We start from the raw sequence: 22,548 nt of genomic DNA, 5'->3' as shown, positions 1-22,548 counted from the left end.
GGCAGTCGAACCGTCGGCGGTCTCTTCGCATCAACCCATAGTCCCTCGCACAGCAGCGAGCCATTTCTCATGTGGCGGGCCACGCGCGATGAATCTGCGAACTATTCGTTCGCTATTGCACTACGATAACCGAGAACGTGTAGCGTCAATGCCCCTTGCGCAATCCTGATCGAAGCAGCCAGATATTGACCGGCCACGCGACGAGAAAGCCGATCGGAGCCGCGACGAGGATGCTGACCCAAAATACGATTGTGAACACAGAACCGGAGGACATGCCCCCGAGGCTGTAGTCAGAGACGTTCATCGCGATCTCCATCACTCCGATGGAGACCGCCTCGCCGAGCCAGATCAGTCGGAACGCCGGCCAGAAGCGCATGTTCTCTCGCCGCATGACGGGAATCACACCTGCCGCGAAACCAGTGAGATAGGCCAGCACAGTCGCCAAAGCGATGGTCAGAGCGACGCCAAGACCGAAGGTGACCCCGATGGCGAGGCCTGCGACTTCGCCCACAATGCAGCCGGCCAAACAGTGAGCGGTTACATGAGCGGCCATCGAAACCGTGCCGGTTTGCCCGTCATGCTTTCCGTCGGTGTGCTTAATTGGCTCCATCGGTCAGCTCGCAGTAAATGTTCATGAGTGTGGGTGTCGGTAAGCACATTTTCTAGAACTTCATCGTCGCTGTAACCTCGAAGAAGTCGATTGGCTCCGCCGGACCAGTTTCCTCAATGAACGCGCCCGCCGCGAAATGCGTGTAGACGGCGCCGATTGACAGGTTCGGCGTGATCTGACGGCTGGCATTCAACGAGACCGATGTGCCGACATAGCGCTCGTCGCTGTCTAATCCCGCGCGCAGAAGTCGACCTGCAGGCGAATAGACGCCGTCATTCGTAGATAGGCGCCAGAAGGCGTTGACGTTGGCGCCGACCCGCCAGCCGGGCGCCGGTTCGATTGAGATCGACGGGCTGATGTTGAAGAAATTGCGCGGGCCGAGAACGGCGGCGTCGGAGAAGTAATTGCCTCGCGGGAACAGCGGATTGAACGTGCCGAGATCGGCATCGGAGGGGTCATCGTCACCGCTCGCAATATTTGCGCTGAGCGCAATCCGCGGCCGACCAGCTTTGTCTTCGAAGGTGTAGCCGGTATCGGTCGCGAGCGTCCAACCGCGGATGTCGCCGCCTGCGAAGTCGCCGAACTGGGCGATCGCTTCCCAATTCCAGTCCCATCCATTCTCGGCACCATGGAGGCGGAGACCGAGCGAATGTCGGGTTTCCTGGCCTGTGCCTTGCGCGTAAAGCGCATCGTCGTCCCGGAAACCGAGATAGTAGAGGTCGACCGCGCCGAGCGGGAAGGTGCCTGGTGCCGTTGTCGCGTAGACACCCCATAGTTCCTGCTTGTCGTTCGTCCGGTCGTCGAAGACGCCGCGCCGATCTTCGCGCGGACGCATGTAGAGACCCTGCAGGGTCCAAGACCCCGTCGTTGCGATGGCGGCTGCGCCGTCGAAGGTGCGGCGTACATTCGGGCCTTCCCTGACCGATACCAGGCGGCCGGACCCGAGATTCAATTCCTGCCGTCCGATCCGGAACAGAAGGCTCGTATCGGGTCGGGAGATGGCGGTCAGATCGACAAAGGCATTCTGGATGTCGAGTTCGTTCTCGTCGACCGGGCTCGGCCCGCCCGCGCGACCGGCTTCAAGCGCGCTCGAAAGCTGGACGAAGGCGCGGACTAGCTTGCCTAAACTGAGGTCGCCATGGATGGACAGACGCTGGAACCAGACGCCGTTCTCGTCCTGCGGGTCCTGCCCGAAGGTCGGGTAATGCGTGTATTCGTAGCGCTGGCGAACCTCGCCGCCGATGGAGAATTCCAGACCGGTTTCCGGATCATCGAGCAGGCAGAGGTTGGATTCCGGTTCCTTTTCGCAACGGTGCTCCTCGTAGCGCAGCAACTCGAAGGACTGCGCGAGCGCCGAGACGGGAGCGAGTGACGCACAAGCGAGGCAAAGGGCGAACGGAAGACGGGAAAGCATTCATAAAGGCTCTGCACGCTATTCAGTCTGCCAGTCGGCGACGGCGTCCGGGTTGGCGTCCATCCAGGCGCGCGCGGCCTCGCGGGCGCTCATGCCCTCGACATTCACCAGCCGGTCCATCTCGGTGACGTCGGCGACCGACACGCGGACGCGCGAGAGGATCGCGAGCGTATCAGCATCCAGCTTCTCGCGCAGGCTCTCATGGCCGATGAGCCAAGCGGCGTCGGCGTCGCCGTAAGCGTATCGCGGTTCGTCCAGCCGACGCACATCGAAGGCCGCGTTGACCCATTGCGGCTGCCAGAGCGGAAAGACGATCCATTCCTCGGCTTCGACGGCGGCGCGGAAGGCGCCGATCCACTCGGCCGGAGAGCCCGCAACGAGTTCGTAGCCCGCACCCTCCAACCCATAGGCATCCATAACGCGCCGCGCGCCGATGGTCAGGCCGGTCGAGTCGGGCAGAGAGACGATGCGCTTAGGCATGCGGTCGGCAACCTCCGGTTTGGCAAGATCTCCGACCGAACTGACCTGGTCTTCCGGCACATAGGACGGGACGACCCAGAAGAAGGTCGCATCCTCGTAGACGGGCGCGATTTGGAAGGTCGCGTCCTCGACCGGCGCGTAGAGTCCGGCATGGCCGTTCGGCAGCCAGGCGGCAGCCAAAAGATCGACCTCGCCGGCGCCGAGCCGCGGGAAGATTTCGGCATGCGAGCCTTCGATGACCTCGACCGCGTAGCCCTGCGCCTCGAGCACCTCCTGGGTGACGCCGCCGACCACGGCATAGAAGCTGAGGCCGACTTGGCCGAGGCGGATCGGGTCATCCGTTGTCTGGGCTTGCGACGCGGTCATTGCGGACACTGCCAAGGCGGCAGAGAGCAGAAGCGTTCTGAACATGGATCAATCCTCATTTGTCGGTGTCTGATACCCGCCGAAGACCGCGACCGGTGACCAGTCGGGGCTTACTGGCGGAAGTGACGGAGACATCTCTGCGAACGGACCGGCGCCGTAGACAATCTTGCCACCGGTGATTGTCAGCACGCTTTGGATGCCGGCGATCTCGTCCTCGGGCACGGTCAGATAGTCTGCCGAGAGCACCGCGATATCGGCGAACTGCCCTGACGCGATGCGGCCCTTGATCGCCTCTTCGCCGGAGAACCAGGCGCTGCCGACCGTATACATGGACAGCGCTTCCTCGCGCGTCAGGCGATGGCGTTCCGAGCGAGTTTCCAGACCTCCGACGGACTCGCCGGTGACGAGCCAGTGCAGTGCGACCCAGGGGTTGTAGCTCGCGACCCGGGTCGCGTCGGTGCCCGCGCCGACAGGAATGCCCATCTCGATCATGTCGCGGATCGGGGGGGCGGCGCTTGCGGCCTCATCGCCGTAACGCTCGGCAAAGTATTCGCCCGCATAGGCCATGCGCATCTGGATCGCGATGCCACCGCCGAGCGCGCGAATGCGGGTGAGGTTCGCACGGCTCACCGTCTCGGCATGGTCGATCGCCCAGCGGATACCCTCGAAGCCGGGACGGCCCTCGGCGCGTTCGAGCCGGTGCGCCTCCTCGAAGACGTCCATGATGTGGCCGATGCTTTCGTCGTAGGTCGCGTGGATGCGGATCGGCCATCGCGCCTGCAGCAGATGGCGCGTTACAGCCATCAGTTCGTCTCGCCAGCCCTCGCGCGTCGTGATGTCGGGCATCTCGGCCATCCAGTTCTCGAAGTCGCCCGCGGACCAGACGAGGAACTCGCCGCCGCCCTCGACGACGAAGCCATGGGACAGCTCCTCGGCAATGTTGACGTTGACTGCCCATTCGTCGGTCCAGGTCCGGAAGTCCCCGAGTTCGGCGCCCGGACGCTGCGGGAAGAGGTAGCTCGAGACACGCAGCGGCATGCCGCCCGCATCGGCGAGCCGTCCTGTGCCGACATAGTCGTCCGGGAATACATGCCCGCCGCCGCCGGCATCAATGGCGCTGGTGATCCCGAAGCGGTTCAGATCGCGGTAGAAGTGGCGTGTGGAGGTCTCCTGATCTTCTTCGGACAAACCCGGCAGCGCGCCGATCGTCTGGTAGAGGATCGTCGGGTTGGGCTCGGCATGCAGGATCGCACCGCCATCGGGCGTGATCTCGTAGCGCCCGCCTGCGGGAGCCTCGGTCTCGGCGGTGATACCGAGCGCCTCGACGCCCGCACGATTGAGAAAGCCCTGGCTGTAGAGATAGAGTACGAAAACCGGCGTGTCGGGCGCCGCTTCCGTCAGCTCGGCGGGGCTCGGCATCCGGCGTTCATCGAACTGGAAGGGCGACCAGCCACCGATGACGCGGACCCATTGCCCGTCCGGGGTGCGCTCGGCCTGCTCGGCGATCATTGCGAGGCCGCGCTCCAGCGTGTCCACACCGTCCCAGCGCAACTCGGTCGTGTAGAACCGCCCGCCGCGAACGACGTGAGTGTGGCTGTCGTTGAGGCCGGGGACGATGGTACGTCCCTCGACGTCGATCACCTCGGTTTCCTCACCGCGCCGGGCGAGTATCGTCTCGTCCATTCCGGTGGCTACGATGATCCCGTCATCGATGGCGAGCGCCTCGGCGCGCGGGCGCAGCGGGTCGAGCGTGATGACGTTGCCGCCCGTGAGGATGAGGTCGATCTCCCCATCCTGAGCGAGGGCTGGCGATGCGGCGAGAATCAAGGCAGCCAGGGTGAGCGGGCGGACGATGGGCATAGGTGTCTCTCCTTCAGCTCAGTTGCCGCCTTCGCCACCGCCAAACATGTCGCCGGCATAGAGCACGCCGAGCCCGTAGGCGCCGCCATGTTCCTTGATGATGTCGTTCGCGCCGACATAGGTTTCCGAGCGCGCCCAGTCGCGTTGCAGTTCGAGCAGGTACTGCATCGAGGTTATCGGGATCGCGCCCGCCTCGACCATGCGGGCGACCGCGTCGTCATGGATCTGCGTGGTCATACCGCCCGAGGCGTCGGTGATGAAGTAGACCTCGAAACCCTGTTCGAGCGCGGAGAGCACGGGGTAGACGCCGCAAACCTCGGTCCACAGTGCCGCCATGACGATCTTCGGCTGTCCGATCTCGTTGACCCGGTCCGTCACACGGCCGTCTTCCCAGGTGTTCATGGTCGTGCGGTCGATCGGCGTCTGGCCCGGAAAGGCGGCCTGCACCGAGGGGAAAATCGGGCCGGAGAAGGTGCGTTCGGCGACTGTCGTCAGAATGGTCGGGACTTCGAAGAGTGCTGCGGACTTGGCGACAAGCGTCACGTTGTTGATGAGGTTCTCGGTCGGGATCGAGTTCGCGGCAAATGCCATCTGCGGCTGGTGGTCGATCAGGATCAGCGTGTGGTTGTCAGGTGTCAGGAGCTGAGCCGAGGGCGTCGGCTGTGCTGTCTGGGCGAAGGCTGTCGTGCCGGGCAGGACGGCAAGGGCGGCGAGAAGCGCAATCAAAGCGCCCTTTAAACGAGTGAGAGACATGTTTCGGAACTCCTTTCCAGTATTCGTCGAACAAATTATCAAGCGTATCGAATTCTGTATTCCAGAATCGGTGTGCAGATTCCGGATTAGCTTTGGAAGCTGTCACGCACTCGCCCCCTAAATACAGAATCCACGGGCGTCTTCCTGAAGACAGCGAGGATCGGGAAGTGCAAAACCTTGATTTGAACTTACAGGAATTGCCGGAGATCGGAATATGCGAGCACGGATCGATTTGATGCGCATGGACGTCAACAGACGGTGCGCGCTGTGACCCGCACAGTCCTGATCGCGGGCGCGACCGGCAATCTCGGCCGCAGGATCGCCTCGGCGCTTGTCCAGCGAGGGGCGAAAGTCCGGCTCCTTGTGCGTGGCGGAGCAAATCATCCAAAGGCGAACTCCCTGGACGACGTCTTCGCCAAGGGTGCGGCGATTGTGGACGGCGATCTCGATGACTCCTCCGCGCTCGAGCGCGCGCTTCAAGGTGTCGACGTCATCGTCTCCGCATTGCAGGGCGGTCCGGACGCAATCGTCGAGGGCCAGACCGCGCTGGCGCGTACCGGATACGAGGCCGGCGTGAAGCGGATCTTTCCCTCGGACTTTTCTGTCGATTTTCGTGAGATTGCCGATGAGGATCATCTCTTCCTGTCGTGGCGCAAGGCCGCCGATGCGGCGATCGCCGAGATCGCCCTGCCGCAGACAAATACGTTCAACGGCGCCTTCATGGAGGTGCTGCTCTGGCCGTTTCTCGGCTTGGTCGACTGGGAGAATGCGCGCATCACCCATTGGGGCGATGCGGATCAGCCCTATGACTTCATGTCGATGGACGACACCGCCGCCTATGTTGCGGCAGCCGCGATGGATGCAAACATGCCGGACGGGCCATTCCGGATTGCGGGCCAGAGCCTCAGTCCGAAAGAGCTGGCGGTCACGCTTACAGACGTCATCGGGCGGGAGTTCAATCTAAAGCAACTTGGATCGATCGAGGCGCTGAAAGCGGAGATCGCCAGGAGGCAGGCCGAAGCCCCTCAGGACCTGATGCAGTGGGCGCCGCTGCAATACCACCTCGCCATGGCGTCGGGACGCGGCAAGCTGGCCGCGACCGACAATGACCGGTTTCCGGATATCGAGCCGCATTCCGCGGCTGAGTTTCTCGAGGCGCAGGATACGCTGCCGGGCGCCTGACGCGACAGACTCCACCTCTGGGCCTCGTCAGGTTACGATCAATCATGATCCTTCTCATCAACCCCTTCACGGTCTTCCCAGGGCGCGAGGCCGAGTTCCTCGATCTCTGGGACCGGACGGGGGCGATTTTTCGGGCTTCGCCTGGGTATGTGAGCGCGCGGCTCGTCAGGGCGCTCGACGACCAAGCGCTCGGGCAAAGTGCGCCGTTCACCCACATCAACGTCGCCGAATGGGAGTCCCGCGATGTCTACGCCGCTGCTCTGAAAGATAGTGAGCTTAAGCGTCTCGCACCGCTTTACCGAGAAGTCAGCACCTTCCAGCCGGCGCTTTACGAGATTATCCGCTCGATCTGAGTCAGCCGGTGGCACCCTTCTCAGCTTTTGCAAATGTCGGGATGAGAGCGGCCATAGTCTGCAACACCACCAACGCGACCAGCCCGGCGGTCATCGCGGAGGCACCGGCACTCAAACCAAGAAATGCGACAGGCAGAACGAGCGCGATCAAGACCATATGTCGCCAAACCGTTCGTCTGCGGATCAACGCCCCCGGAGAGCTGAGACCGATGAGCGTCAAACCTGTCATCGCGACCGCCACCGCCAGCGCCTGCATCACCAGAGCGCCCGGCCCGGCGTGACCGTGGGAAGCGAGCGCCACGACGCCGGCGCTGAGGCCGACGATGCCGAGATTGAATGGCAGATGCGCATGGACCCAGCGGCGCACCTTGCGCTCGTCCCAGGCCTCCGCTTCGCGCGAACGCGCGCTTCCGGCGTGGTGGAAATAGCCGATCCAGAAGAGGCAGCCAAATACGACTCCAGCGCAAGAGATAAAGACCGTGGCGATGTCGGGCGCCCCGGCATGGGCAAGGCCATGTAGGGCGGAGGCGACGGTTTCGCCTAACAGGATGATCGTGAAGAGGCCGAAGCGCTCGGGCAGGTGTTCGGGGTGCGCCGGCAGCGCGGCGCTCAAGCGCGCCGTGAGGTAAGGGGTTAGAACATCACTGGCGAGCAGCGCGACCCAAACGACCAACCGGGCCACTTCGGGAAGGAATGCTGCGGCAGCCCAGGCTCCGGCCTGAACGAGATACAGGAGGCCGAAGGTCATTGGCGGCTGCGGTGAGGCATTGTTTCGCTCCCGGAGATAGGCGAACCCGACAAGCGACTTGAAGGCGGCGGCACCTGCCGAGAACCAGACAGCACCCGCCTCTATGCCACTCACGCCATATCCCATTGCGACGATTGCGAAGATCTTCGCGAAGCCGAACAGATGCTGATCAATACGGTCTCGATCGAACCGACTGGCCCAGAAAGTATGACCGACCCAGAGTTGCCAGAGGATCACGAACTGAAGGGCGAACTCGGATGCGCCTCTCACGGTGAACTGTTGGGCATGCCGCTGTGCCAACGCGGCGACGACCAAGACGAAGGCGAGATCGAAGAAGAGCTCGAACCAGGTGGCGTGTCGGAGCGGCACGTGCACTATTGTCGTTGCACCGGAATTCGTCGAGCCTGCACGCTCTTCCGCCTCTTCAGTCACGGATAGTAGGCCTCTGATGCATTCTGCACCGCCTCGAAGTGCTCGGCCAATTGGCTCCCAATGAAATCCGGACGCTCGTCCGCGACCCAGTGGCCGCAGCGCTCCGCAATCCCGCCAGACACTGCCTCAGCGATCAGCGTTGCGGCATTGAGAACGTAGTCACCCATGACCTCGGAACCGCCAAGTGCGAGGACGGGGATGCGCAGCTTCGTCTCAGAGAGCTTTGCCAATTGGTCCGCGCTTGCCGGGATCGCGCGGTAGTGTTCCAGGCTCGCCCGCAACCCGCCGGGCGCGGTATAGGAAGCGACATATGCTGCTATGTCATCATCGCCGATCGCAGCGGGGTTGAACGCAAAGCTGCGATAGAAGTGCCGGAGATACATCTCCTCGCGGCCCGCAATGAGCGCACCCGCGAGATCGACATCCTGATGAAACTTGAGATGCCAGAATAGGTCGGGCAAATCAGGAACATCCTCTGACACAACGCCCCAGAGCGGTGCCTCGAGGAGCGCGAGCGAGAGAGCGCGGTCCCGTTGCGCGGCACAGAACGCGTAGGCGGGCGCGCCGCCGATGTCGTGACCGACAACATGCGCGGCCTTCACCTTGAAGTGGTCGAGCACGGCTCGCAGATCGTCCGCGACGCTAAGGGCATCATAGCCTTCGTAGGGTTTTTCGCTGTCTCCGCAGCCGCGTAGATCGGGGGCAATTATGCGATACCGATCTCCGAGTCGCTCCATCAGGCCGCGCCATTCGCGCCATGTCTGTGGCCACCCATGGACAGCCAGTACCGTCGGACCTTCACCTGCTACTGCGACATGAAGCCGGACGCCGGGCGCGTCAATGCGATGATGCTCGACAGTCAACATCAGGCGGTCATGCTTCGGCGAGTTTTTTGGCGTGGAGAACGGCACCCTGGATGGCGCGCGCCCAGTCCGGTTCGTTGGTCACTGCCGAGGCGTCCTTCGGCGTCCAGTGCATGGTGTAGTCGAGCTCAACCTTGCCATCTTCGTCGAAGATCATGTTGATCACATACCCGGTGTAGACAGGATCGTCCTTCAGCTTGAAGATCACGGTCATGGTTTCAGGGTCGGCGGTGATGATCTCGTGAATCGTTTTCTCGGCATCACCTTCCTTGGCCGTCATCCGGCGCTCGATGGAGAGGCCCGAAAACTCCTGGACGACATCGACAGACACGACACCGGGGACATACTTGTCCGGACGGCGTAACTTTTCGACCATCATCTCCCACAGACGCTCCGAACTGGCATCGACCTCGGTTTTGAAACTTGTGAACGGCATGGTGATCTCCTTTTGGCAATCAATGGTGGTCGTCCTTTGGGCGCCGAGATGAGCCTCGAAAGCGCTTGTCAGGCGCGGTGTTCGTGCAGGTCGTCTGCGTCGAGCAGGTGCGCGCACAGCGAGGTCGCGAGATCGAGATCGCTCTCTGCGATGATCTCGAGTTGACGGGATCGGATCGGTCTGGGTGCAGCAAGCAGACAGGCGGTCAGAAGCTGCGCGGTCTGCCCACTTGCCACGGGCATTGCTGTACGTGTGGCACCCCACTCCGCCATGCTTAGGCCCCGTGCGCTTCCACGAACCAGAGCGACTTGTCGATGGCGCGTGAAACGCCGGTGAAGACATCTGCGGTGTCCTCGTCACCGATCTCGGAGGCCTGATCGATCGCCTCACGTGTCGACTTCGCAAACACTGCAAGTGCAGACGACAGGGCGTCGACATGTGCCGACCCTTCGCTGATATCGAGCGGATATTCCGGGAGGGTCGATCGTTCGGCGGAGGTTCGGACCGTCCCGTAAGCCTGACCGCCGATAGAGACCAACCGTTCGGCCATGGTATCGACATGCTCTTCCATCTCGCCGTGGATCTGGTCGAACAGTTCGTGTAGTGCAATGAAACTCGGCCCTTTGACGTTCCAATGGGCCTGTTTGGTCTGCGTGGTCAGATCGATGGCGTCGGACAGACGGGCTTGCAAAAGCTCGATCGCCGCCGCACGAACATTGTCAGCAAGGTCATTTTTGGTCGGGTGCATGGCGGATCCTTTCGTCAATCGGCAAAGAGTGGTGGCAGACCTTGCGAGGTCATCGCCTTCAGGACCTCGGGGTCGGTCGCGAGGTGTCGCATCAGGCGGTCGAGATTGGGATATGCGGAGGTTGGCCTGTCGAGTTGATACCCCCACCGCAGCATCGGAAAGGCATAAGCGTCGACGACACTGCGTCGGTCTCCCATGAAGTACTGACCATCGCCGAGATCTGCATCCAAGCGTTCGAGCGCGTCGGCGATGAGGGTTTCCGCAGCCGCCTTGACCCGCGCCCTTTCCGCCGCGCTCTCCGCGCCATAGCGCTCGGGCAGGAACCAGGGCCAAAAATGCGGATGGAGAGAGCCACCCAAGAAGATGACAAGACGCTCGAACCGGAAGCGCTGATCTGCAGGCGCGTCATCATCAAGGCCCAGCGACGGAAACCGTCGCGCCAAATGCAGCATAATGGCCGACGCCTCGGTCAGCACGGTGCGCCCGATCTCAAGAGTCGGAACGACGCCAGCCGGGTTCAGCTTCAGATAGGTGGGTGATTTGAGGTCCGATCGCGCGACTTCATGCGTTTCATAGCGCGCCTGGCTCCACTCGAGCGCGATATGAACGCCGAGAGCGCAAGTGCCCGGCATGAAATGCAGCAGTGGTGTGGGCTGGTCCGTGCCTGGATTGATCGGCAGCGGGTCAGAGGCTGGAAAGCTTTCATCCAAGGCTTCGTCGAGCATGCTGTGGGTCTTCGGATCGGGCATTGGAGCAACTCAGCCGATTGGGGGCAGGACGTCGGAGAAGAGAATTTGGATCAGTTGCTGCCCTTCTTCGGTTGACCAGTCCTGCGCGAGTTCGGCGATCAATGTGTTCGTCGCGGTTAGCACAACTCCGGCATGCTCCATCCGCCGTCGCGACATGTCCTCAGACAGATCGAAGGGCGAACCCGAAGCATCCATCACGGCTTGAACACCATATCCTTCGTTGGCGGCGTCAATTGCAGGGAAGACGAGGCAAACATCTGTCGTCACACCGGCCATGATGAGGTTCCTCTTGCCGGTCGCCTTAACGGCCTCCTTGAAAGGTGCGTAAGCCCATGCATTCACAACTCCGGGCCGTTTGATCCGGTCTGCGAAGGCCTTGGGATGCAACGCCTCGAGCTCGGGAACGAGCGGTCCCTGAACTCGATCCTCTTGGCTCGAAGTCATGATCACGGGGATGTCAAAAATTTGTGCCATCTTCGCCAGCGCGATGGCGTTGCGTTGGGCGTCCTCCATGGCGATGTTCTTGATGAGCTGCATGGTGCCGATCTGGTGATCGATCAGAAGAAGTGCGCTGTTCTTTGGAGTAAACTCGGTCGCCATGTGCATCCCCATAGTGATGGTATGTGTTTGGGGTAAGGTTAGTCGCCGTCCGATCCGGAGTATTCTGCCTTTGACCCCGCGATTCTGGATTTTTTTCTACGGTTGGGAATTCAGAAAAGCCGGGAAATTTCAGAATACAATATGGTTCCGACGGCTATGATTGTTTGCGGCTCGTTTTTTCTGATCTGAGGTTCGGGCAGGATAGGTGGTTCAAGTGGGATAGATCCTTATGATGTGGGAGCAGGTCGACAAATGCACAGGCGCAGTCGCAATGAATGCGTTCGTTCGCGCCACCTTGAGCGCTCCTGACGCGTCCGGGCCCATAAGGTTCTCCGGAGCAGCCATTACGAATGGACGGAAGGGTCGGATTGGGGGTCTTGCATGACACCCAAAGCATCGAAACGCCTAACGCCCTTCTGGAATTTCCGCTCAATCATGGAAGAGCGGTTCGACAGCGTCTGCGAGTTGGGAGGGTACTATTCCGACAGGTTCGGCGTGAGCCGCCTGCTGCAGAGATTTCCTGAGCGCGTCGATATGGAACCGTCCCGCGATCACACGGTGAACATTAGTATGGGGGCGTGTTTCGCGGTCGAGAAGTACGACCGGACGCGGCTTGCGGGTGTGGTCGAACGCCCGAACGCGGTCACCGTCATTCAGAAGGGCGAGGAGACGTCCTGGCGTGCCCCCGGTCTCGTGGATGTCCTTCATATCTACTTCGATGGCGTCAAACTGGCGGAATTCATTGAAAGGGATATGGAGATCTCGAAACCAGGAATATCGGTTCACAGCGTATTGGGGGCAGATGATGCGTTTCTTTGTCATTTAGCACCGGCCCTATTCGAAGAAATAAAGGGAGGCGCACCAAGAGATCGATTGTTATTGGATAGTTGCTACGTCGTTCTCGCCCGTCATTTTATCAGAACATACACCTCGGCACTTGGCTCGGCTTGCAATCCTTTGGACCGGGCCAAGGTTATGGTAGATAAGGAGGTAGTAGGAAAGGCGAAGGACTTCTTGTTGGAAAACCTGTCTGAATCCCTGTCTCTCGACGCGGTGGCAAGCCATGTGGCGGTCCCCTCCGTGCGCCTGCGGGACATGTTCAAGGCCGAGACGGGTCACACCCCTTATCAGTTTGTTGTCGCCCACCGCATCGCCAGTGCACAGGAACTGCTGGCCGTCGGCGACATGCCGCTGGCCGAGATCGCCTATTCCTGCGGTTTCGCCTCGCAGAGCCACATGACCGATGTGTTCCGCCAGAAGCTTGGCGTGACGCCAGGGCGATATCGGAAGGAGGTGCGGGGATGAGCGAAAAGTACAGCGATTACTTCGATTTCTATACACGCGGTCCCTACGCACCGTTCGCAAAGGAAACCCGTACCGCTGGGACGCATCCTGTCAACATGATCCATGCTGCGCAGACGGAAGGTGATCACGAACTGCGCGTCTTCGTCCTGCCCTTTGACCGTATCCAGACTGTTTCGGCAGAATATGGGCGAGTGTTTGACGGTGATTTTGGGCGACTTCATGCTGCGCCGTTCCGCGACTTCTTTCTCGAGCAACTCTGCCATCAGCTTTGGCGAGAAGGTGAGAGCGGAAACCCGCATGGCGATCTTTTCGCCGATGGCGCAGTGATTGCTTTCTTTTCGACACTACTGCGGTTGAAGGATGCGGCTGTCTCCGACAGTGCTGGCTCGCCGTTGGCAAATAAGGTCCGAGTTTGGATCGACGAGTTCATCGACGCCCATATTGATCAAAGTTTCACTGTGCGCGAACTCGCGGCGCTGGCGGATGAGCCAGAAGTCTTGTTCACGCAAGCGTTTAAGGGCACCTTTGGCCAAACCCCACACCAATACGTGCTTTCCCGCCGCATCGCTCGGGCGCAGGAACTGTTGGCGGCGGGGACGATGCCGCTTGCCGAGGTCGCCTATGCCTGCGGCTTCGCTTCGCAAAGCCACATGACCGATGTCTTCCGCCAGAAGCTCGGCGTCACGCCAGGGCGGTATCGGAAGGAGGTGCGGGGATGAGCGCCGAGTACGCCGATCATTTCGACTTTTACACACGTGGTCCCTACGCGCCTTTCGTGCGTGAAACCCGCTCTGCAGGAGTGCATCCGATCCGCATGATCCATGCTGCACAGCCAGAAGGTGATTTTTCCGATCCAGCGCACAAAGACGTCATGGTGGTGCAGATGCTTGGCGCCGAAGCGCCCATTACGCGCGATTACGGCGCCGGTCGGCTACGGGTTCAGCAACGTTCCGGAGACTTCGAGGTTCAGTCCCCCCATGTTGCATCGACAATCTTGGCCGAGGGTAATCACGAATTACGCGTGTTCCTGATTCCCTTTATTCGAATGCAACGTGTTCTTGGAAACGACTTAGCGGGGTCAGACGGTGATTTCGGCCGCTTGCACGCCGCTCCGTTCCGGGACTTTTTTCTTGAACAACTGTGTCAAAGACTGTGGCGGGAGAGCGAGGCCGGCAACCCCCATGGCGACCTGTTCGCCGACGCCGCTCTTGTAACTCTTGCCGTCACTCTGTCCGGTCTTTCCGACCAACAGCACGCGCATCGCACCTCTGCGCCATTCGCCGATGATCTGAGTGGGAGGATCACAGAGTTCATCGACGTGCATTTGGACGGCAATCCTGGTCTTGGCGAACTTGCCTCTCTTGCCGATATGCCGGAGGCGAGCTTCCTAAAGGCTTTCAAGGCGACCACGGGCCAAACGCCCTACCAATACGTGCTCTTTCGCCGGATTGCGCGGGCGCAAGAGCTGCTTGCGGCGGGAGCAATGCCGCTGGCCGAGATCGCCTATGCCTGCGGCTTCGCTTCGCAGAGCCATATGACCGACGTCTTCCGCCAGAAGCTCGGTGTTACGCCGGGGCGGTATCGCAAAGAAGTTCGGAGCTGATAGCGGTTTCTAGCTTCAGTGTTTGCGCTCACCTTCGGCGGGCAAGAGTGTAGCGAGGCTGACGCGACAGTTTTCATGACAGCTGCGCAAGTGATCCAGAAGGCTTTGCGACTGTTGATCTTCTTGAAGCGGAAGCGCGACCTCCAGCGTCTCAATATCGTCCAAGATTTGAGCGTGATCGGCTTCGATCTGCCGGATCATGTCCATTTCGGATCGCAGCGCCAGTTCCTGGTTGATCGATGAACTGCGGATCAGGTCGCTGTAGCTCGGAGCGAGTTCCCGGCCGAGTGCAAGAACCTGTCGCGCGATCTTGTCGGCGGCATCATCCAGATCCCTGTGATCCTGCTTGATGATTGCCCGCACACCCTGACCGACATCACCGTTCACGCGCCAAGAAAGATGTCGTGCCTTGTAGAGCAGGACGAAAGTATCGGCGAGCAGGCGCAGCAGGCCACCTGAAATCACCTGGCGAGCGTCCGGTGCCATAGGGGCTCCTAAGCTAGAATAGTGCCTTAGTGTGCCAGATTCTCAATAACCATTTCTTCTGAATTCTGTTGCCGCATTCTGGAATCCGTTGACTACGTCAGTCTCCCGATTTTTTGGCTGAGAAATCCAGAATCGAGAAGTGGCCTACGGAATACGTGTGCGCGGCGCTCCTTCATTGTGGCCGCAGGTTCGGACGCGGGCCCTCTCGCTCCGAGCCAGTTGCATCAACCCGCATCTGGAAGGAGCTAAGATATGAATGTCATAACCCCCATAAAGACAACCTTCGGACCCGCTGAGGCCTTTCTGAAGAAAGACCACCGTCTCCTGATCGACGGCAAATGGGTGGACGCCAAATCAGGCGAGATCTTTGAAACCATCAACCCGGCGAACGAAGAAGCGATCACCTCGGTGGCGCTTGGCGGCGCAGCTGATATCGACGCTGCAGTGGCTGCTGCGCGCAAAGCCTTCGACGAAGGACCTTGGCCACGCATGATGCCTGCGGAACGTCAGCGCATCTTGCAGAAGCTCGGCGATTTGATCGAAGAGAACGGCGAAGAGCTCGCCTGGATCGAGAGCCTCGACAACGGCAAACCGGTCAAAGTCGCTCAAGCGGCTGATATTCCGCTCACGGCTGATCTCTTCCATTACATGGCCGCCCATGCGCGCACCCGCGAGGGACACGTCGTACCGACCTCCGATTTCGCAATACCGGGCGCGGAGTTTCACGCCTACACCGTGGAGGAACCCGTTGGCGTTGTTGGCCTCATCACGCCGTGGAACTATCCGCTTCTGATCGCAGCAGGCTGGCAGATGGCTGGCGCGCTTGCGGCGGGCAATACCATTGTCCTCAAACCGTCAGAGGTCACACCACTGTCGATCATCCGGTTCGGTGAACTGGCGCTCGAAGCAGGTATCCCGCCCGGTGTGGTCAACATCGTTCAAGGGTATGGCGGTGACGCCGGCGCGCGGCTCGTGGAGCATCCGCAAGTCGACAAGATCGGCTTCACCGGCTCGACCCGCACAGGGCGCGGACTGCTCAAGTCGGTTGCGGACTCGAACCTCAAGAAGGTTACGCTTGAACTTGGCGGGAAGTCGCCGGACATCATCTTCGCCGATGCAGATCTCGACGCTGCCATCGAGGGGGTCGCGATGGGCGTCTTTTTCAACCAGGGCGAATGCTGCTGTGCGGGCACCCGGATTTACGTAGAAGACAAGGTTTATGACCAGGTCGTCGCCGGGATGGTCGCTGCGGCGGAGAAGATCCGTCTCGGATCCGGCCAGGATGCTGAGACCGACATGGGGCCGCTCGTCTCACAGAACCAGTTCGATACCGTCATGGGCTATGTCGAGGCTGGCAAGTCCGATGGTGCGACCGTCGCCGTCGGTGGCGCGCGCGCGGGTGACAAAGGATTCTTTGTGCAGCCGACGCTGTTCACGGATGTCGACCCGAACATGTCGATTGTCCGCGAAGAGATCTTCGGGCCAGTCGCGACGATTGAACGATTTTCAGATGTCGACGATGTCATCCGCCGGGCAAACGATACGGACTACGGCCTCGGTTCAGGCATCTGGACGACAGACGTTCGCAAAACCCATCACGTCGCATCTGCGATCCGTGCCGGAACGGTGTTTGTGAATTGCTACAACGTCTTCGACGCGGCGATGCCCTTTGGCGGCTACAAGCAATCCGGCTGGGGGCGCAACCGTGGACGACAGGCATTCGAGGCCTTCACCGAAACCAAGGCCGTTTACGTCAAGCTGAACTGATCGATCCTCCCCGACTGAGGCCGGGCGCATCCTGCCCCAACCGGCGGTGTGGTTTTATCCCCCCAAGTCCACCCGCGACCGCGTCTCTCCATGACGCGGTCCGCCCGGCCTCACTTTTTTGGATCGCCCGAAACTTAGAGAACAGGAGCTTTATCATGCCCGACTTCTTCTTCCTCCCACCCATGAACATTGCCGGTGACGGCGCCCTTGATGCCGCCGTTGACCAGATGGCGTCCCAAGGGTTTTCCAAAGCGCTCATTGTCACCGACGGGCCGCTGCACAAACAGGTCCACGCAACGAAGCCGCTTCTGGACCGCCTCGACGCCAAAGGGATCGGCTATGTCGTCTACGACAAGGTGACACCGAACCCGACGGTCGCGGAGTGTGATGAAGGTGCGGTTCTGTTTGCCGATGAGAACTGCGATTTTCTGATCTCGTTCGGCGGCGGGTCGCCCCATGATTGCTGCAAGGGGATCGGTATCGTTGCGACCAATGGCGGGTCTATCCGCGACTATGCCGGCGTCGACCAGATGAAGGTGAAGATGGCTCCCATGTTCGCTGTCAACACCACGTCAGGGACAGCGAGTGAAATCACCCGCTTCGCAATCATCACCGACGAAGAGGCCCGCTCGAAGTTTCCGGTTGTCGACTGGCGGTGCACGCCAAGCGTCTCGGTGGACGATCCGAAGCTCATGGAAGGCATGCCCCCCGGACTGACAGCCGCTACGGGAATGGATGCACTCAGTCATGCGCTCGAGGCCTATGTCTCGACGGCTGCAAGCCATCTGACCGATCCGGGAGCCCTTCGAGCCGTGGAACTGATCGACCGGTCCTTGATCAGTGCATTTCGCGACGGACATGACGAGGCGGCCAGGTCCGATATGACCTATGCGGAGTTCCTCGCTGGCATGGCCTTCAACAATGCGAGCCTTGGCTATGTGCACGCCATGTCACACCAGGTTGGCGGCATGTATCACAACCTCGCCCATGGCGTGATCAACTCGGTTTTGATGCCGCATGTCATCACCTGGAATGCTGTGACCGCTGGCGAACGATACGCGGAGATTGCGGGGTATTTCGGTGTCGAAACGGCCGGGCGTTCCACGGATGCCGTGGTCTCGGCTTTGATCGAGAAAATCCTGCACTTCAACGATGTCCTCGGCGTGCCGGCCAATCTCGGCGAGATGGGCGTCAAAGACGAGGACGTGCCGCATCTCGCCGACTACGCCCTGGCTGATCCGTGCGCCGCAACGAACCCACGGGTCGCGACGGTCGAAGAGATGCAGGCGCTATTCCGACGAGCTCTTACCGGCGACGGGATTGCAGGCCAGAGCGCTGCCGCATGCCGTTCTCACTGATCGATTGGAGACAAGCTATGACAGACCTCTTCTCACCCTATCAATTGGCAGATCTGGAATTCGCCAACCGCATCGTCATGGCTCCGATGACCCGGACCCGCGCCCAAGACGATGGCGTGCCAACCGACTTGATGACGGACTACTTCGCACAACGCGCGTCTGCTGGCCTGATCGTCACAGACTGCACCTGGATAAGCGAACAGGGCCGTGGAATCATCCGGTCTCCTGGGATTGCGACGGACGCGCATGTCGCTGGGTGGCAACGCGTAACAGACGCAGTCCATGCGGCGGGTGGCAAGATCTTCCTGCAAATCTGGCATTGCGGGCGCGTGGCGCATTCATCGTTTCGCGACGGTGCATTGCCGGTCGCCCCATCCGAGCGGGCTGCCAGCGGGCAGATCTACACACCCAATGGTTACGTGGAGTTTGAGACGCCCCGATCGTTGGAGACCTCTGAAGTCCTGCCGATTGCAGCCTCGTTTGGACACGCCACCAGACGGGCGCGAGCGGCCGGGTTCGACGGCGTCGAACTTCACGGCGCGTTCGGCTACCTGATCGATCAATTTCTGCAGGACGTCAGCAATCACCGCGACGATATTTTCGGTGGATCGGTCCCGAACCGCTGTCGGTTTCTGCTTGAAGCCGTGCAAGCGGCGATCGACGCTTGGGAGCCACAGCGGGTCGGTGTGAAACTGTCACCCGCGAACACCTTCTATGGCATGGGCGATAGCGACGCTGAAAAGCTCTTCGCCTTTGCTTGCGAACGCCTGTCTGATCTGGGGATCGCTTACATTCACCTGATGGAGCCACCTGCCGGATCTGAAGACACGGCTCCGATGCAGGCGGTTGCACGAAGCCTTCGCCCTTTCGTCGGGACCAAGCTCATTGCCAATGGCGGATTGGATCTGGAGGCCGCCCGAGCGCTGATTGACGACGGTGTCGCCGATCTCGTGGCGTTCGGCGTGCCGTTCATCGCAAATCCAGATCTCGTGACACGCCTCCAAAACGGCTGGCCGCTCGCAGAAGTCAGCCATGATCAATGGTATGGCGAAGGCCCGACAAGCTATACTGACTTCCCGGCGTATCGGATCGCAGAAGGCCGGGAGGCGGCGCAATGAGAGCGGTCCGGTTTCATGCCTATGGTGGTCCAGACGTTCTTCGCGTGGAGGAGGTTCAGGCTCCTGCAATCGGCCCGGACGATGTCCTGCTCGATGTCGATGCGGCGGGGATTAATCCTCTCGACTGGAAAATCCGGTCAGGCGCGTTGACACAACTTATGCCCTTGCCGCTGCCCTTCATACTCGGCTGGGACGTCGCCGGGACCGTTGCGTCGGTGGGCGAGAATGTGCGGGGTTTTACACAGGGCGAGGCCGTCTTTGGGATGATCCCCATCGGCGCATCCGGCGCCTATGCTGAGAAAGCCGTGATCCCGGCATCGGCTCTCGCTTCGAAGCCGCAGGCGCTCGCGCCGAACGAAGCCGCTGCGATCCCTGTTGCCGGCCTCGCGGCGCATCAGCTCGTGCGCGGGCAAACCCCTGTGGAGCCCGGCGAGACGGTCCTGGTGCTCGGGGCAGCCGGGAACGTGGGGCGCTTGTGCGTGGCGCTCGCGCAGCACGATGGTGCGCAGGTGATTGCCGCTGGCAAGCAAGCCGATCTCGATCGCGTGGACTGGCCAACTGGGCTCACACTGCTAGCCGTCGACGACGTGCTGCCCGAGCGAAGGGTGCCGGCTATCGATGTCCTGATCGACACGGTCGGCGGCGAGGTGTTGGAGACGGCGATCACGCTCGTTCGGCCGGGCGGACGCGTGGTCTCGACTGTGCAGCCGCCAGACGTTTCCCACGCACAGGAGATCACGGGTGAAATGCTGCAAGTCATACCCGATGCCGCTGCGCTCAAGGAACTTGGCGACCTGTTCGTTGCCGGCACGTTGCCTATCCCGCAGGTAACACCCTTCGACATGCCGGACGTCGCGCGCGCCCATGAAAAAGGCGAAGCCGGACATGCTGGCAAGCTCGCGCTGTCCATGAGGTAAGCGTGATGGTTTTGGAATAGCACGATGAGGGAGAGACCGGAACCGAAGAGGGCTGCCACGCCCCTTTTGACGGGGCAGAACGCCGCGCGGAACTGGTCGATCCTCGCGGCAGCCTCGCTTACCGTCATGGCCGGAGCAACGATCGCGCCGGGTCTGCCGGACCTGCAAGCGCATTTCGCTAATGTTCCGAACGCCGATGTCCTGTCACGCGTGCTTTTGACGACCCATGGCCTCGCGATTGCTGTCATAGCGCCACTTGGCGGTCTGCTGGTCGACCGCGTGGGCCGCAAACCGATGCTGGTTGCCGCGGCCTTGCTCTACGGCCTTGCCGGGACGGCAGGACTCTGGCTCGACAATCTAGTCGCTTTGCTCGCCAGTCGGGCGCTGCTTGGCGCGGCCGTCGCAGTGACCATGACGGTGGCGACGACGCTGGTCGGCGATTTCTTCCGCGGCGAAGAGCGCGATCGCTTCGTCGGGCTGCAATCCGCTGCGATGGCCGGGGGCGGCATCGTGTTTATGCTGGGCGGTGGAATGCTGGCGGAGATCTCCTGGCGGGGCCCGTTTCTAGTCTACGGCCTCGCGTTTCTAGTCGCGCCGCTCGCTTTCATAGCGCTCCCGCGCTCGCCATCGTCAGCCTTATCAAGCGAGCATGAAGCCGTTCCGGCTCCGACGGAGGCGACACAGCCGAATGTGATCGTTTTCCTCTACTCCGTCGCCTTTCTCAATCAGATAGCCTTCTACATGCTACCGACGCAGCTTCCTTTTGTCGTTGCATCCTCTTTCGAAAGCGGAGCCGCCACGATCACGGGTGCATTGATCGCCACACAGACGCTTTTTGCTGCTCTCACGGCGCTGAACTTCAGCCGGTTGCACAAGTGGATGTCACGCCTGACCCTGTTTGCCGTTGGATTTGGTGGAACGGGCATTGCCTATATCTTGCTGTCGCAAATCGACGGACCGCTGCTTTTCGTGGTGATGGCGTTCGCCGGTATGGCAGGCGGCGTCATGATGCCAAACATTCAATCCTGGATCGTTGGAGCCGTTTCGGATGAGGCGCGTGGGCGTGTCGTTGGCGGACTCAGTTCGATCACCTTCTTCGGTCAATTCATGTCTCCCATCGTGCTGGCTCCGGTGGTGCTAATTGTCGGACTGAGGGGATCGTTTGTTGTCGCGGCTATCGTTCTGATCGTGCTCGCTGGCGTGCTGCTGGCGGTTGTCGGTGCGCAAGCCCGAAAGAGATCGAAACAGCCTGAAGCCCCACCGGGGGAATGAAGCTGTGGAGAGCCCTAGAACCCGCGCCTTGAGCCAGATCGACGTTAGCGATCTCCAAACCCTGATCGCGGTCGCTGAAGCCAGCAGTTTTCGTAAGGCAAGCGCCCAGATCGATGTCGGTCAATCAGCGATTTCCAGGCGCATTCGTAAGCTCGAAGATGTCCTCGGCGTATCGCTTTTTGAACGACGGACGACTGGTGCTCAATTGACGGCTGCCGGACGCGCATTCTTCGCACGTGCGCATACCGTGCTCGATGATCTCACGTCCGCAATTGAGACTGCGCAGTCAGCTGGGACGGGCGAAAACGGCCATCTACGTATCGGTTTGGTGGCGTCGCTCTCGAAAGGATCATTTCGCAAGATCGTTGGAGAATTCAGGCACAAGCATCCGCAGGTCGACGTCTGTTTCGTCGAAGCGCATCTCAGACAGCTGTTCACTGAGCTCAACCATCGCCGACTCGATGCGGTGATCGCAGCAGGAGAACCGCCGCCGGAGATCGGAGACAGCTTCATACTTGCGCGCGAACCGATCTTCTTGGCGGTTCCGACGTCGGATGCTTTATCGGAAGCGTCTCGGCTTAGCTGGGCGGAGGTGGCGACCCGGCGCTTCATCGTGAGCGCGCGCGAGCCAGGGCCAGAGATACATGATTACATCATTCGTAAGGTCACGGACCTCGGCCGACCCGCGAATGTGCGACGCCACCGTCTTGGACGCGAAGGGATCATGACACTTGTCGGTTTGACTCTCGGTGTCAGTCTTGTAGCCGACCATTGGCGCGGCGTAAGCTATCCGAATGTGACTTTCGTTCCGGTGGGCGATGCAGACGAGAGAGTAGTGTTCTCGCTGACGTGGCGTGCCGAGAATGACAACCCGGCCCTCAGGCGGTTTCTGAGCCTGGCGCGGATCGAGGCGCAGGAGAACGGCGTTCTTTCTTGAGCTTCGCAAACCCCCGATCAGTCTTCATGAATCGCTCCAACATTGGCGCAATGAGTTTCGCAGGCTCAAGTATTTGCCCATTCTCAGCACCAAGAATTTCTGCATAGGCGGTCAGATCCCGATGCACTTGCGCGGGCAATTCCACTGTCAGCTTGACCGGCTTGTCGTCACGAATGTCGCCTAGCTTTAGC

25 protein-coding genes are annotated in these 22,548 nt (G+C 60.8%); 11 read left to right on the top strand and 14 right to left on the bottom strand.

Annotation, left to right across the window (positions count from 1 at the left end; translation table 11 throughout):
- Nucleotides 1-145 precede the first annotated feature (145 nt).
- From AC2FJ6_RS01125 to AC2FJ6_RS01105, 5 genes are read right to left on the bottom strand one after another with little or no spacing between them, the layout of a single operon-like run.
- Complete coding sequence (locus AC2FJ6_RS01125) at nucleotides 146-610, bottom strand: DUF4396 domain-containing protein (protein ID WP_496668233.1); 465 nt, start codon at nucleotides 608-610, stop codon at nucleotides 146-148.
- A gap of 52 nt (nucleotides 611-662) precedes the next feature.
- Entirely contained in the window at nucleotides 663-2,024 is a 1,362-nt protein-coding gene (locus AC2FJ6_RS01120; RefSeq protein WP_496668231.1) for an alginate export family protein, read from the bottom strand.
- 18 nt (nucleotides 2,025-2,042) lie between these two features.
- Nucleotides 2,043-2,915 carry a glycine betaine ABC transporter substrate-binding protein gene (locus AC2FJ6_RS01115; protein WP_496668229.1) on the bottom strand — a complete coding sequence of 291 codons (873 nt, stop codon included), beginning with the start codon at nucleotides 2,913-2,915 and terminating at the stop codon, nucleotides 2,043-2,045.
- A gap of 3 nt (nucleotides 2,916-2,918) precedes the next feature.
- Nucleotides 2,919-4,730 (bottom strand): amidohydrolase, encoded by a 1,812-nt coding sequence (locus tag AC2FJ6_RS01110; RefSeq protein WP_496668227.1) that lies wholly within the window; start codon nucleotides 4,728-4,730, stop codon nucleotides 2,919-2,921.
- Between the two features lie 18 nt (nucleotides 4,731-4,748).
- A complete protein-coding gene (locus AC2FJ6_RS01105; RefSeq protein ID WP_496668225.1) occupies nucleotides 4,749-5,483 on the bottom strand; it encodes a hydrolase in 735 nt (244 codons plus the stop codon).
- 267 nt (nucleotides 5,484-5,750) lie between these two features.
- Here AC2FJ6_RS01105 and AC2FJ6_RS01100 point away from each other — a divergent pair, with 267 nt between their 5' ends.
- Both AC2FJ6_RS01100 and AC2FJ6_RS01095 read left to right on the top strand, forming a co-directional pair.
- Entirely contained in the window at nucleotides 5,751-6,665 is a 915-nt protein-coding gene (locus AC2FJ6_RS01100) for an NmrA family NAD(P)-binding protein (protein ID WP_496668223.1), read from the top strand.
- A gap of 44 nt (nucleotides 6,666-6,709) precedes the next feature.
- Complete coding sequence (locus tag AC2FJ6_RS01095) at nucleotides 6,710-7,018, top strand: antibiotic biosynthesis monooxygenase family protein (protein WP_496668221.1); 309 nt, start codon at nucleotides 6,710-6,712, stop codon at nucleotides 7,016-7,018.
- Between the two features lies 1 nt (nucleotide 7,019).
- Here the strand turns inward: AC2FJ6_RS01095 and AC2FJ6_RS01090 are convergent, their stop codons facing one another.
- From AC2FJ6_RS01090 to AC2FJ6_RS01060, 7 genes are all read right to left on the bottom strand, one after another.
- The gene (locus AC2FJ6_RS01090; protein WP_496668219.1) at nucleotides 7,020-8,198 is read right to left on the bottom strand and encodes a low temperature requirement protein A; all 1,179 of its coding nucleotides are present in this window, start codon (nucleotides 8,196-8,198) and stop codon (nucleotides 7,020-7,022) included.
- Nucleotides 8,195-9,064, bottom strand: a complete 870-nt coding sequence (locus AC2FJ6_RS01085) for an alpha/beta fold hydrolase (protein ID WP_496668217.1) — start codon at nucleotides 9,062-9,064, stop codon at nucleotides 8,195-8,197. Before AC2FJ6_RS01085 ends, AC2FJ6_RS01090 begins: the two co-directional genes overlap by 4 nt.
- Before the next feature lie 7 nt (nucleotides 9,065-9,071).
- Complete coding sequence (locus AC2FJ6_RS01080; protein ID WP_496668215.1) at nucleotides 9,072-9,497, bottom strand: AtaL-like protein; 426 nt, start codon at nucleotides 9,495-9,497, stop codon at nucleotides 9,072-9,074.
- Nucleotides 9,498-9,565: 68 nt separating this feature from the next.
- Nucleotides 9,566-9,769, bottom strand: coding sequence for a hypothetical protein (locus AC2FJ6_RS01075; RefSeq protein WP_496668213.1), 204 nt, complete (start codon nucleotides 9,767-9,769; stop codon nucleotides 9,566-9,568).
- Nucleotides 9,770-9,771: 2 nt separating this feature from the next.
- On the bottom strand, nucleotides 9,772-10,263 hold the full coding sequence (gene dps, locus AC2FJ6_RS01070) for a DNA starvation/stationary phase protection protein Dps (RefSeq protein WP_496668211.1): 492 nt from the start codon (nucleotides 10,261-10,263) through the stop codon (nucleotides 9,772-9,774).
- Entirely contained in the window at nucleotides 10,260-10,994 is a 735-nt protein-coding gene (locus AC2FJ6_RS01065) for a glutathione S-transferase family protein (RefSeq protein ID WP_496668209.1), read from the bottom strand. The genes dps and AC2FJ6_RS01065 overlap by 4 nt, the downstream gene beginning before the upstream one ends.
- A 9-nt stretch (nucleotides 10,995-11,003) precedes the next feature.
- Entirely contained in the window at nucleotides 11,004-11,594 is a 591-nt protein-coding gene (locus AC2FJ6_RS01060) for an isochorismatase family protein (RefSeq protein ID WP_496668207.1), read from the bottom strand.
- Between the two features lie 381 nt (nucleotides 11,595-11,975).
- Between AC2FJ6_RS01060 and AC2FJ6_RS01055 the strand changes: the two genes are divergently transcribed.
- From AC2FJ6_RS01055 to AC2FJ6_RS01045, 3 genes are read left to right on the top strand one after another with little or no spacing between them, the layout of a single operon-like run.
- Nucleotides 11,976-12,899 carry a helix-turn-helix domain-containing protein gene (locus AC2FJ6_RS01055; protein ID WP_496668205.1) on the top strand — a complete coding sequence of 308 codons (924 nt, stop codon included), beginning with the start codon at nucleotides 11,976-11,978 and terminating at the stop codon, nucleotides 12,897-12,899.
- Complete coding sequence (locus AC2FJ6_RS01050) at nucleotides 12,896-13,618, top strand: helix-turn-helix domain-containing protein (RefSeq protein WP_496668203.1); 723 nt, start codon at nucleotides 12,896-12,898, stop codon at nucleotides 13,616-13,618. Before AC2FJ6_RS01055 ends, AC2FJ6_RS01050 begins: the two co-directional genes overlap by 4 nt.
- On the top strand, nucleotides 13,615-14,502 hold the full coding sequence (locus tag AC2FJ6_RS01045; protein ID WP_496668201.1) for a helix-turn-helix transcriptional regulator: 888 nt from the start codon (nucleotides 13,615-13,617) through the stop codon (nucleotides 14,500-14,502). The genes AC2FJ6_RS01050 and AC2FJ6_RS01045 overlap by 4 nt, the downstream gene beginning before the upstream one ends.
- A gap of 15 nt (nucleotides 14,503-14,517) precedes the next feature.
- Here AC2FJ6_RS01045 and AC2FJ6_RS01040 read toward each other — a convergent pair whose 3' ends face one another.
- Nucleotides 14,518-14,988: a ferritin family protein gene (locus tag AC2FJ6_RS01040; protein ID WP_496668199.1), complete on the bottom strand. Its 471-nt coding sequence runs from the start codon at nucleotides 14,986-14,988 to the stop codon at nucleotides 14,518-14,520.
- Between the two features lie 252 nt (nucleotides 14,989-15,240).
- On the opposite strand from AC2FJ6_RS01040, the gene AC2FJ6_RS01035 reads away from it, so the two are divergent.
- From AC2FJ6_RS01035 to AC2FJ6_RS01010, 6 genes are all read left to right on the top strand, one after another.
- Nucleotides 15,241-16,755 carry an aldehyde dehydrogenase family protein gene (locus AC2FJ6_RS01035; protein WP_496668197.1) on the top strand — a complete coding sequence of 505 codons (1,515 nt, stop codon included), beginning with the start codon at nucleotides 15,241-15,243 and terminating at the stop codon, nucleotides 16,753-16,755.
- A gap of 155 nt (nucleotides 16,756-16,910) precedes the next feature.
- Entirely contained in the window at nucleotides 16,911-18,113 is a 1,203-nt protein-coding gene (locus tag AC2FJ6_RS01030; RefSeq protein ID WP_496668195.1) for an iron-containing alcohol dehydrogenase, read from the top strand.
- Nucleotides 18,114-18,130: 17 nt separating this feature from the next.
- The gene (locus AC2FJ6_RS01025) at nucleotides 18,131-19,231 is read left to right on the top strand and encodes an alkene reductase (protein ID WP_496668193.1); all 1,101 of its coding nucleotides are present in this window, start codon (nucleotides 18,131-18,133) and stop codon (nucleotides 19,229-19,231) included.
- Entirely contained in the window at nucleotides 19,228-20,148 is a 921-nt protein-coding gene (locus AC2FJ6_RS01020) for an NADP-dependent oxidoreductase (protein ID WP_496668191.1), read from the top strand. The genes AC2FJ6_RS01025 and AC2FJ6_RS01020 overlap by 4 nt, the downstream gene beginning before the upstream one ends.
- Nucleotides 20,149-20,172: 24 nt before the next feature.
- Nucleotides 20,173-21,420 carry an MFS transporter gene (locus AC2FJ6_RS01015; protein ID WP_496668189.1) on the top strand — a complete coding sequence of 416 codons (1,248 nt, stop codon included), beginning with the start codon at nucleotides 20,173-20,175 and terminating at the stop codon, nucleotides 21,418-21,420.
- Nucleotides 21,421-21,448: 28 nt separating this feature from the next.
- Nucleotides 21,449-22,357 (top strand): LysR family transcriptional regulator, encoded by a 909-nt coding sequence (locus AC2FJ6_RS01010; RefSeq protein WP_496668187.1) that lies wholly within the window; start codon nucleotides 21,449-21,451, stop codon nucleotides 22,355-22,357.
- Here the strand turns inward: AC2FJ6_RS01010 and AC2FJ6_RS01005 are convergent.
- Nucleotides 22,299-22,502 (bottom strand): DUF2274 domain-containing protein, encoded by a 204-nt coding sequence (locus AC2FJ6_RS01005; RefSeq protein WP_496668589.1) that lies wholly within the window; start codon nucleotides 22,500-22,502, stop codon nucleotides 22,299-22,301. The two genes, AC2FJ6_RS01010 and AC2FJ6_RS01005, sit on opposite strands and share 59 nt — an antisense overlap.
- Nucleotides 22,503-22,548: the final 46 nt, after the last annotated feature.

It is taken from the genome of Ruegeria sp. CDSA089 (assembly GCF_059612205.1).
The sequence above is the reverse complement of the archived record's forward strand: the minus strand, read 5'-3'. Positions and strand labels throughout refer to the sequence as shown.

Bases quoted from the DNA above. Each gene is read 5' to 3' on its own strand.
- AC2FJ6_RS01015 (WP_496668189.1), top strand. From the start codon at position 20,173: ATGAGGGAGAGACCGGAACCGAAGAGGGCTGCCACGCCCCTTTTGACG.
- AC2FJ6_RS01080 (WP_496668215.1), bottom strand. From the start codon at position 9,497: ATGCCGTTCACAAGTTTCAAAACCGAGGTCGATGCCAGTTCGGAGCGT.
- AC2FJ6_RS01120 (WP_496668231.1), bottom strand. From the start codon at position 2,024: ATGCTTTCCCGTCTTCCGTTCGCCCTTTGCCTCGCTTGTGCGTCACTC.
- AC2FJ6_RS01065 (WP_496668209.1), bottom strand. From the start codon at position 10,994: ATGCCCGATCCGAAGACCCACAGCATGCTCGACGAAGCCTTGGATGAA.
- AC2FJ6_RS01110 (WP_496668227.1), bottom strand. From the start codon at position 4,730: ATGCCCATCGTCCGCCCGCTCACCCTGGCTGCCTTGATTCTCGCCGCA.
- AC2FJ6_RS01095 (WP_496668221.1), top strand. From the start codon at position 6,710: ATGATCCTTCTCATCAACCCCTTCACGGTCTTCCCAGGGCGCGAGGCC.
- AC2FJ6_RS01020 (WP_496668191.1), top strand. From the start codon at position 19,228: ATGAGAGCGGTCCGGTTTCATGCCTATGGTGGTCCAGACGTTCTTCGC.
- AC2FJ6_RS01075 (WP_496668213.1), bottom strand. From the start codon at position 9,769: ATGGCGGAGTGGGGTGCCACACGTACAGCAATGCCCGTGGCAAGTGGG.
- AC2FJ6_RS01030 (WP_496668195.1), top strand. From the start codon at position 16,911: ATGCCCGACTTCTTCTTCCTCCCACCCATGAACATTGCCGGTGACGGC.
- AC2FJ6_RS01055 (WP_496668205.1), top strand. From the start codon at position 11,976: ATGACACCCAAAGCATCGAAACGCCTAACGCCCTTCTGGAATTTCCGC.
- AC2FJ6_RS01025 (WP_496668193.1), top strand. From the start codon at position 18,131: ATGACAGACCTCTTCTCACCCTATCAATTGGCAGATCTGGAATTCGCC.
- AC2FJ6_RS01060 (WP_496668207.1), bottom strand. From the start codon at position 11,594: ATGGCGACCGAGTTTACTCCAAAGAACAGCGCACTTCTTCTGATCGAT.
- AC2FJ6_RS01125 (WP_496668233.1), bottom strand. From the start codon at position 610: ATGGAGCCAATTAAGCACACCGACGGAAAGCATGACGGGCAAACCGGC.
- AC2FJ6_RS01045 (WP_496668201.1), top strand. From the start codon at position 13,615: ATGAGCGCCGAGTACGCCGATCATTTCGACTTTTACACACGTGGTCCC.
- AC2FJ6_RS01105 (WP_496668225.1), bottom strand. From the start codon at position 5,483: ATGTCTCTCACTCGTTTAAAGGGCGCTTTGATTGCGCTTCTCGCCGCC.
- AC2FJ6_RS01040 (WP_496668199.1), bottom strand. From the start codon at position 14,988: ATGGCACCGGACGCTCGCCAGGTGATTTCAGGTGGCCTGCTGCGCCTG.
- AC2FJ6_RS01035 (WP_496668197.1), top strand. From the start codon at position 15,241: ATGAATGTCATAACCCCCATAAAGACAACCTTCGGACCCGCTGAGGCC.
- AC2FJ6_RS01085 (WP_496668217.1), bottom strand. From the start codon at position 9,064: ATGTTGACTGTCGAGCATCATCGCATTGACGCGCCCGGCGTCCGGCTT.
- AC2FJ6_RS01050 (WP_496668203.1), top strand. From the start codon at position 12,896: ATGAGCGAAAAGTACAGCGATTACTTCGATTTCTATACACGCGGTCCC.
- AC2FJ6_RS01115 (WP_496668229.1), bottom strand. From the start codon at position 2,915: ATGTTCAGAACGCTTCTGCTCTCTGCCGCCTTGGCAGTGTCCGCAATG.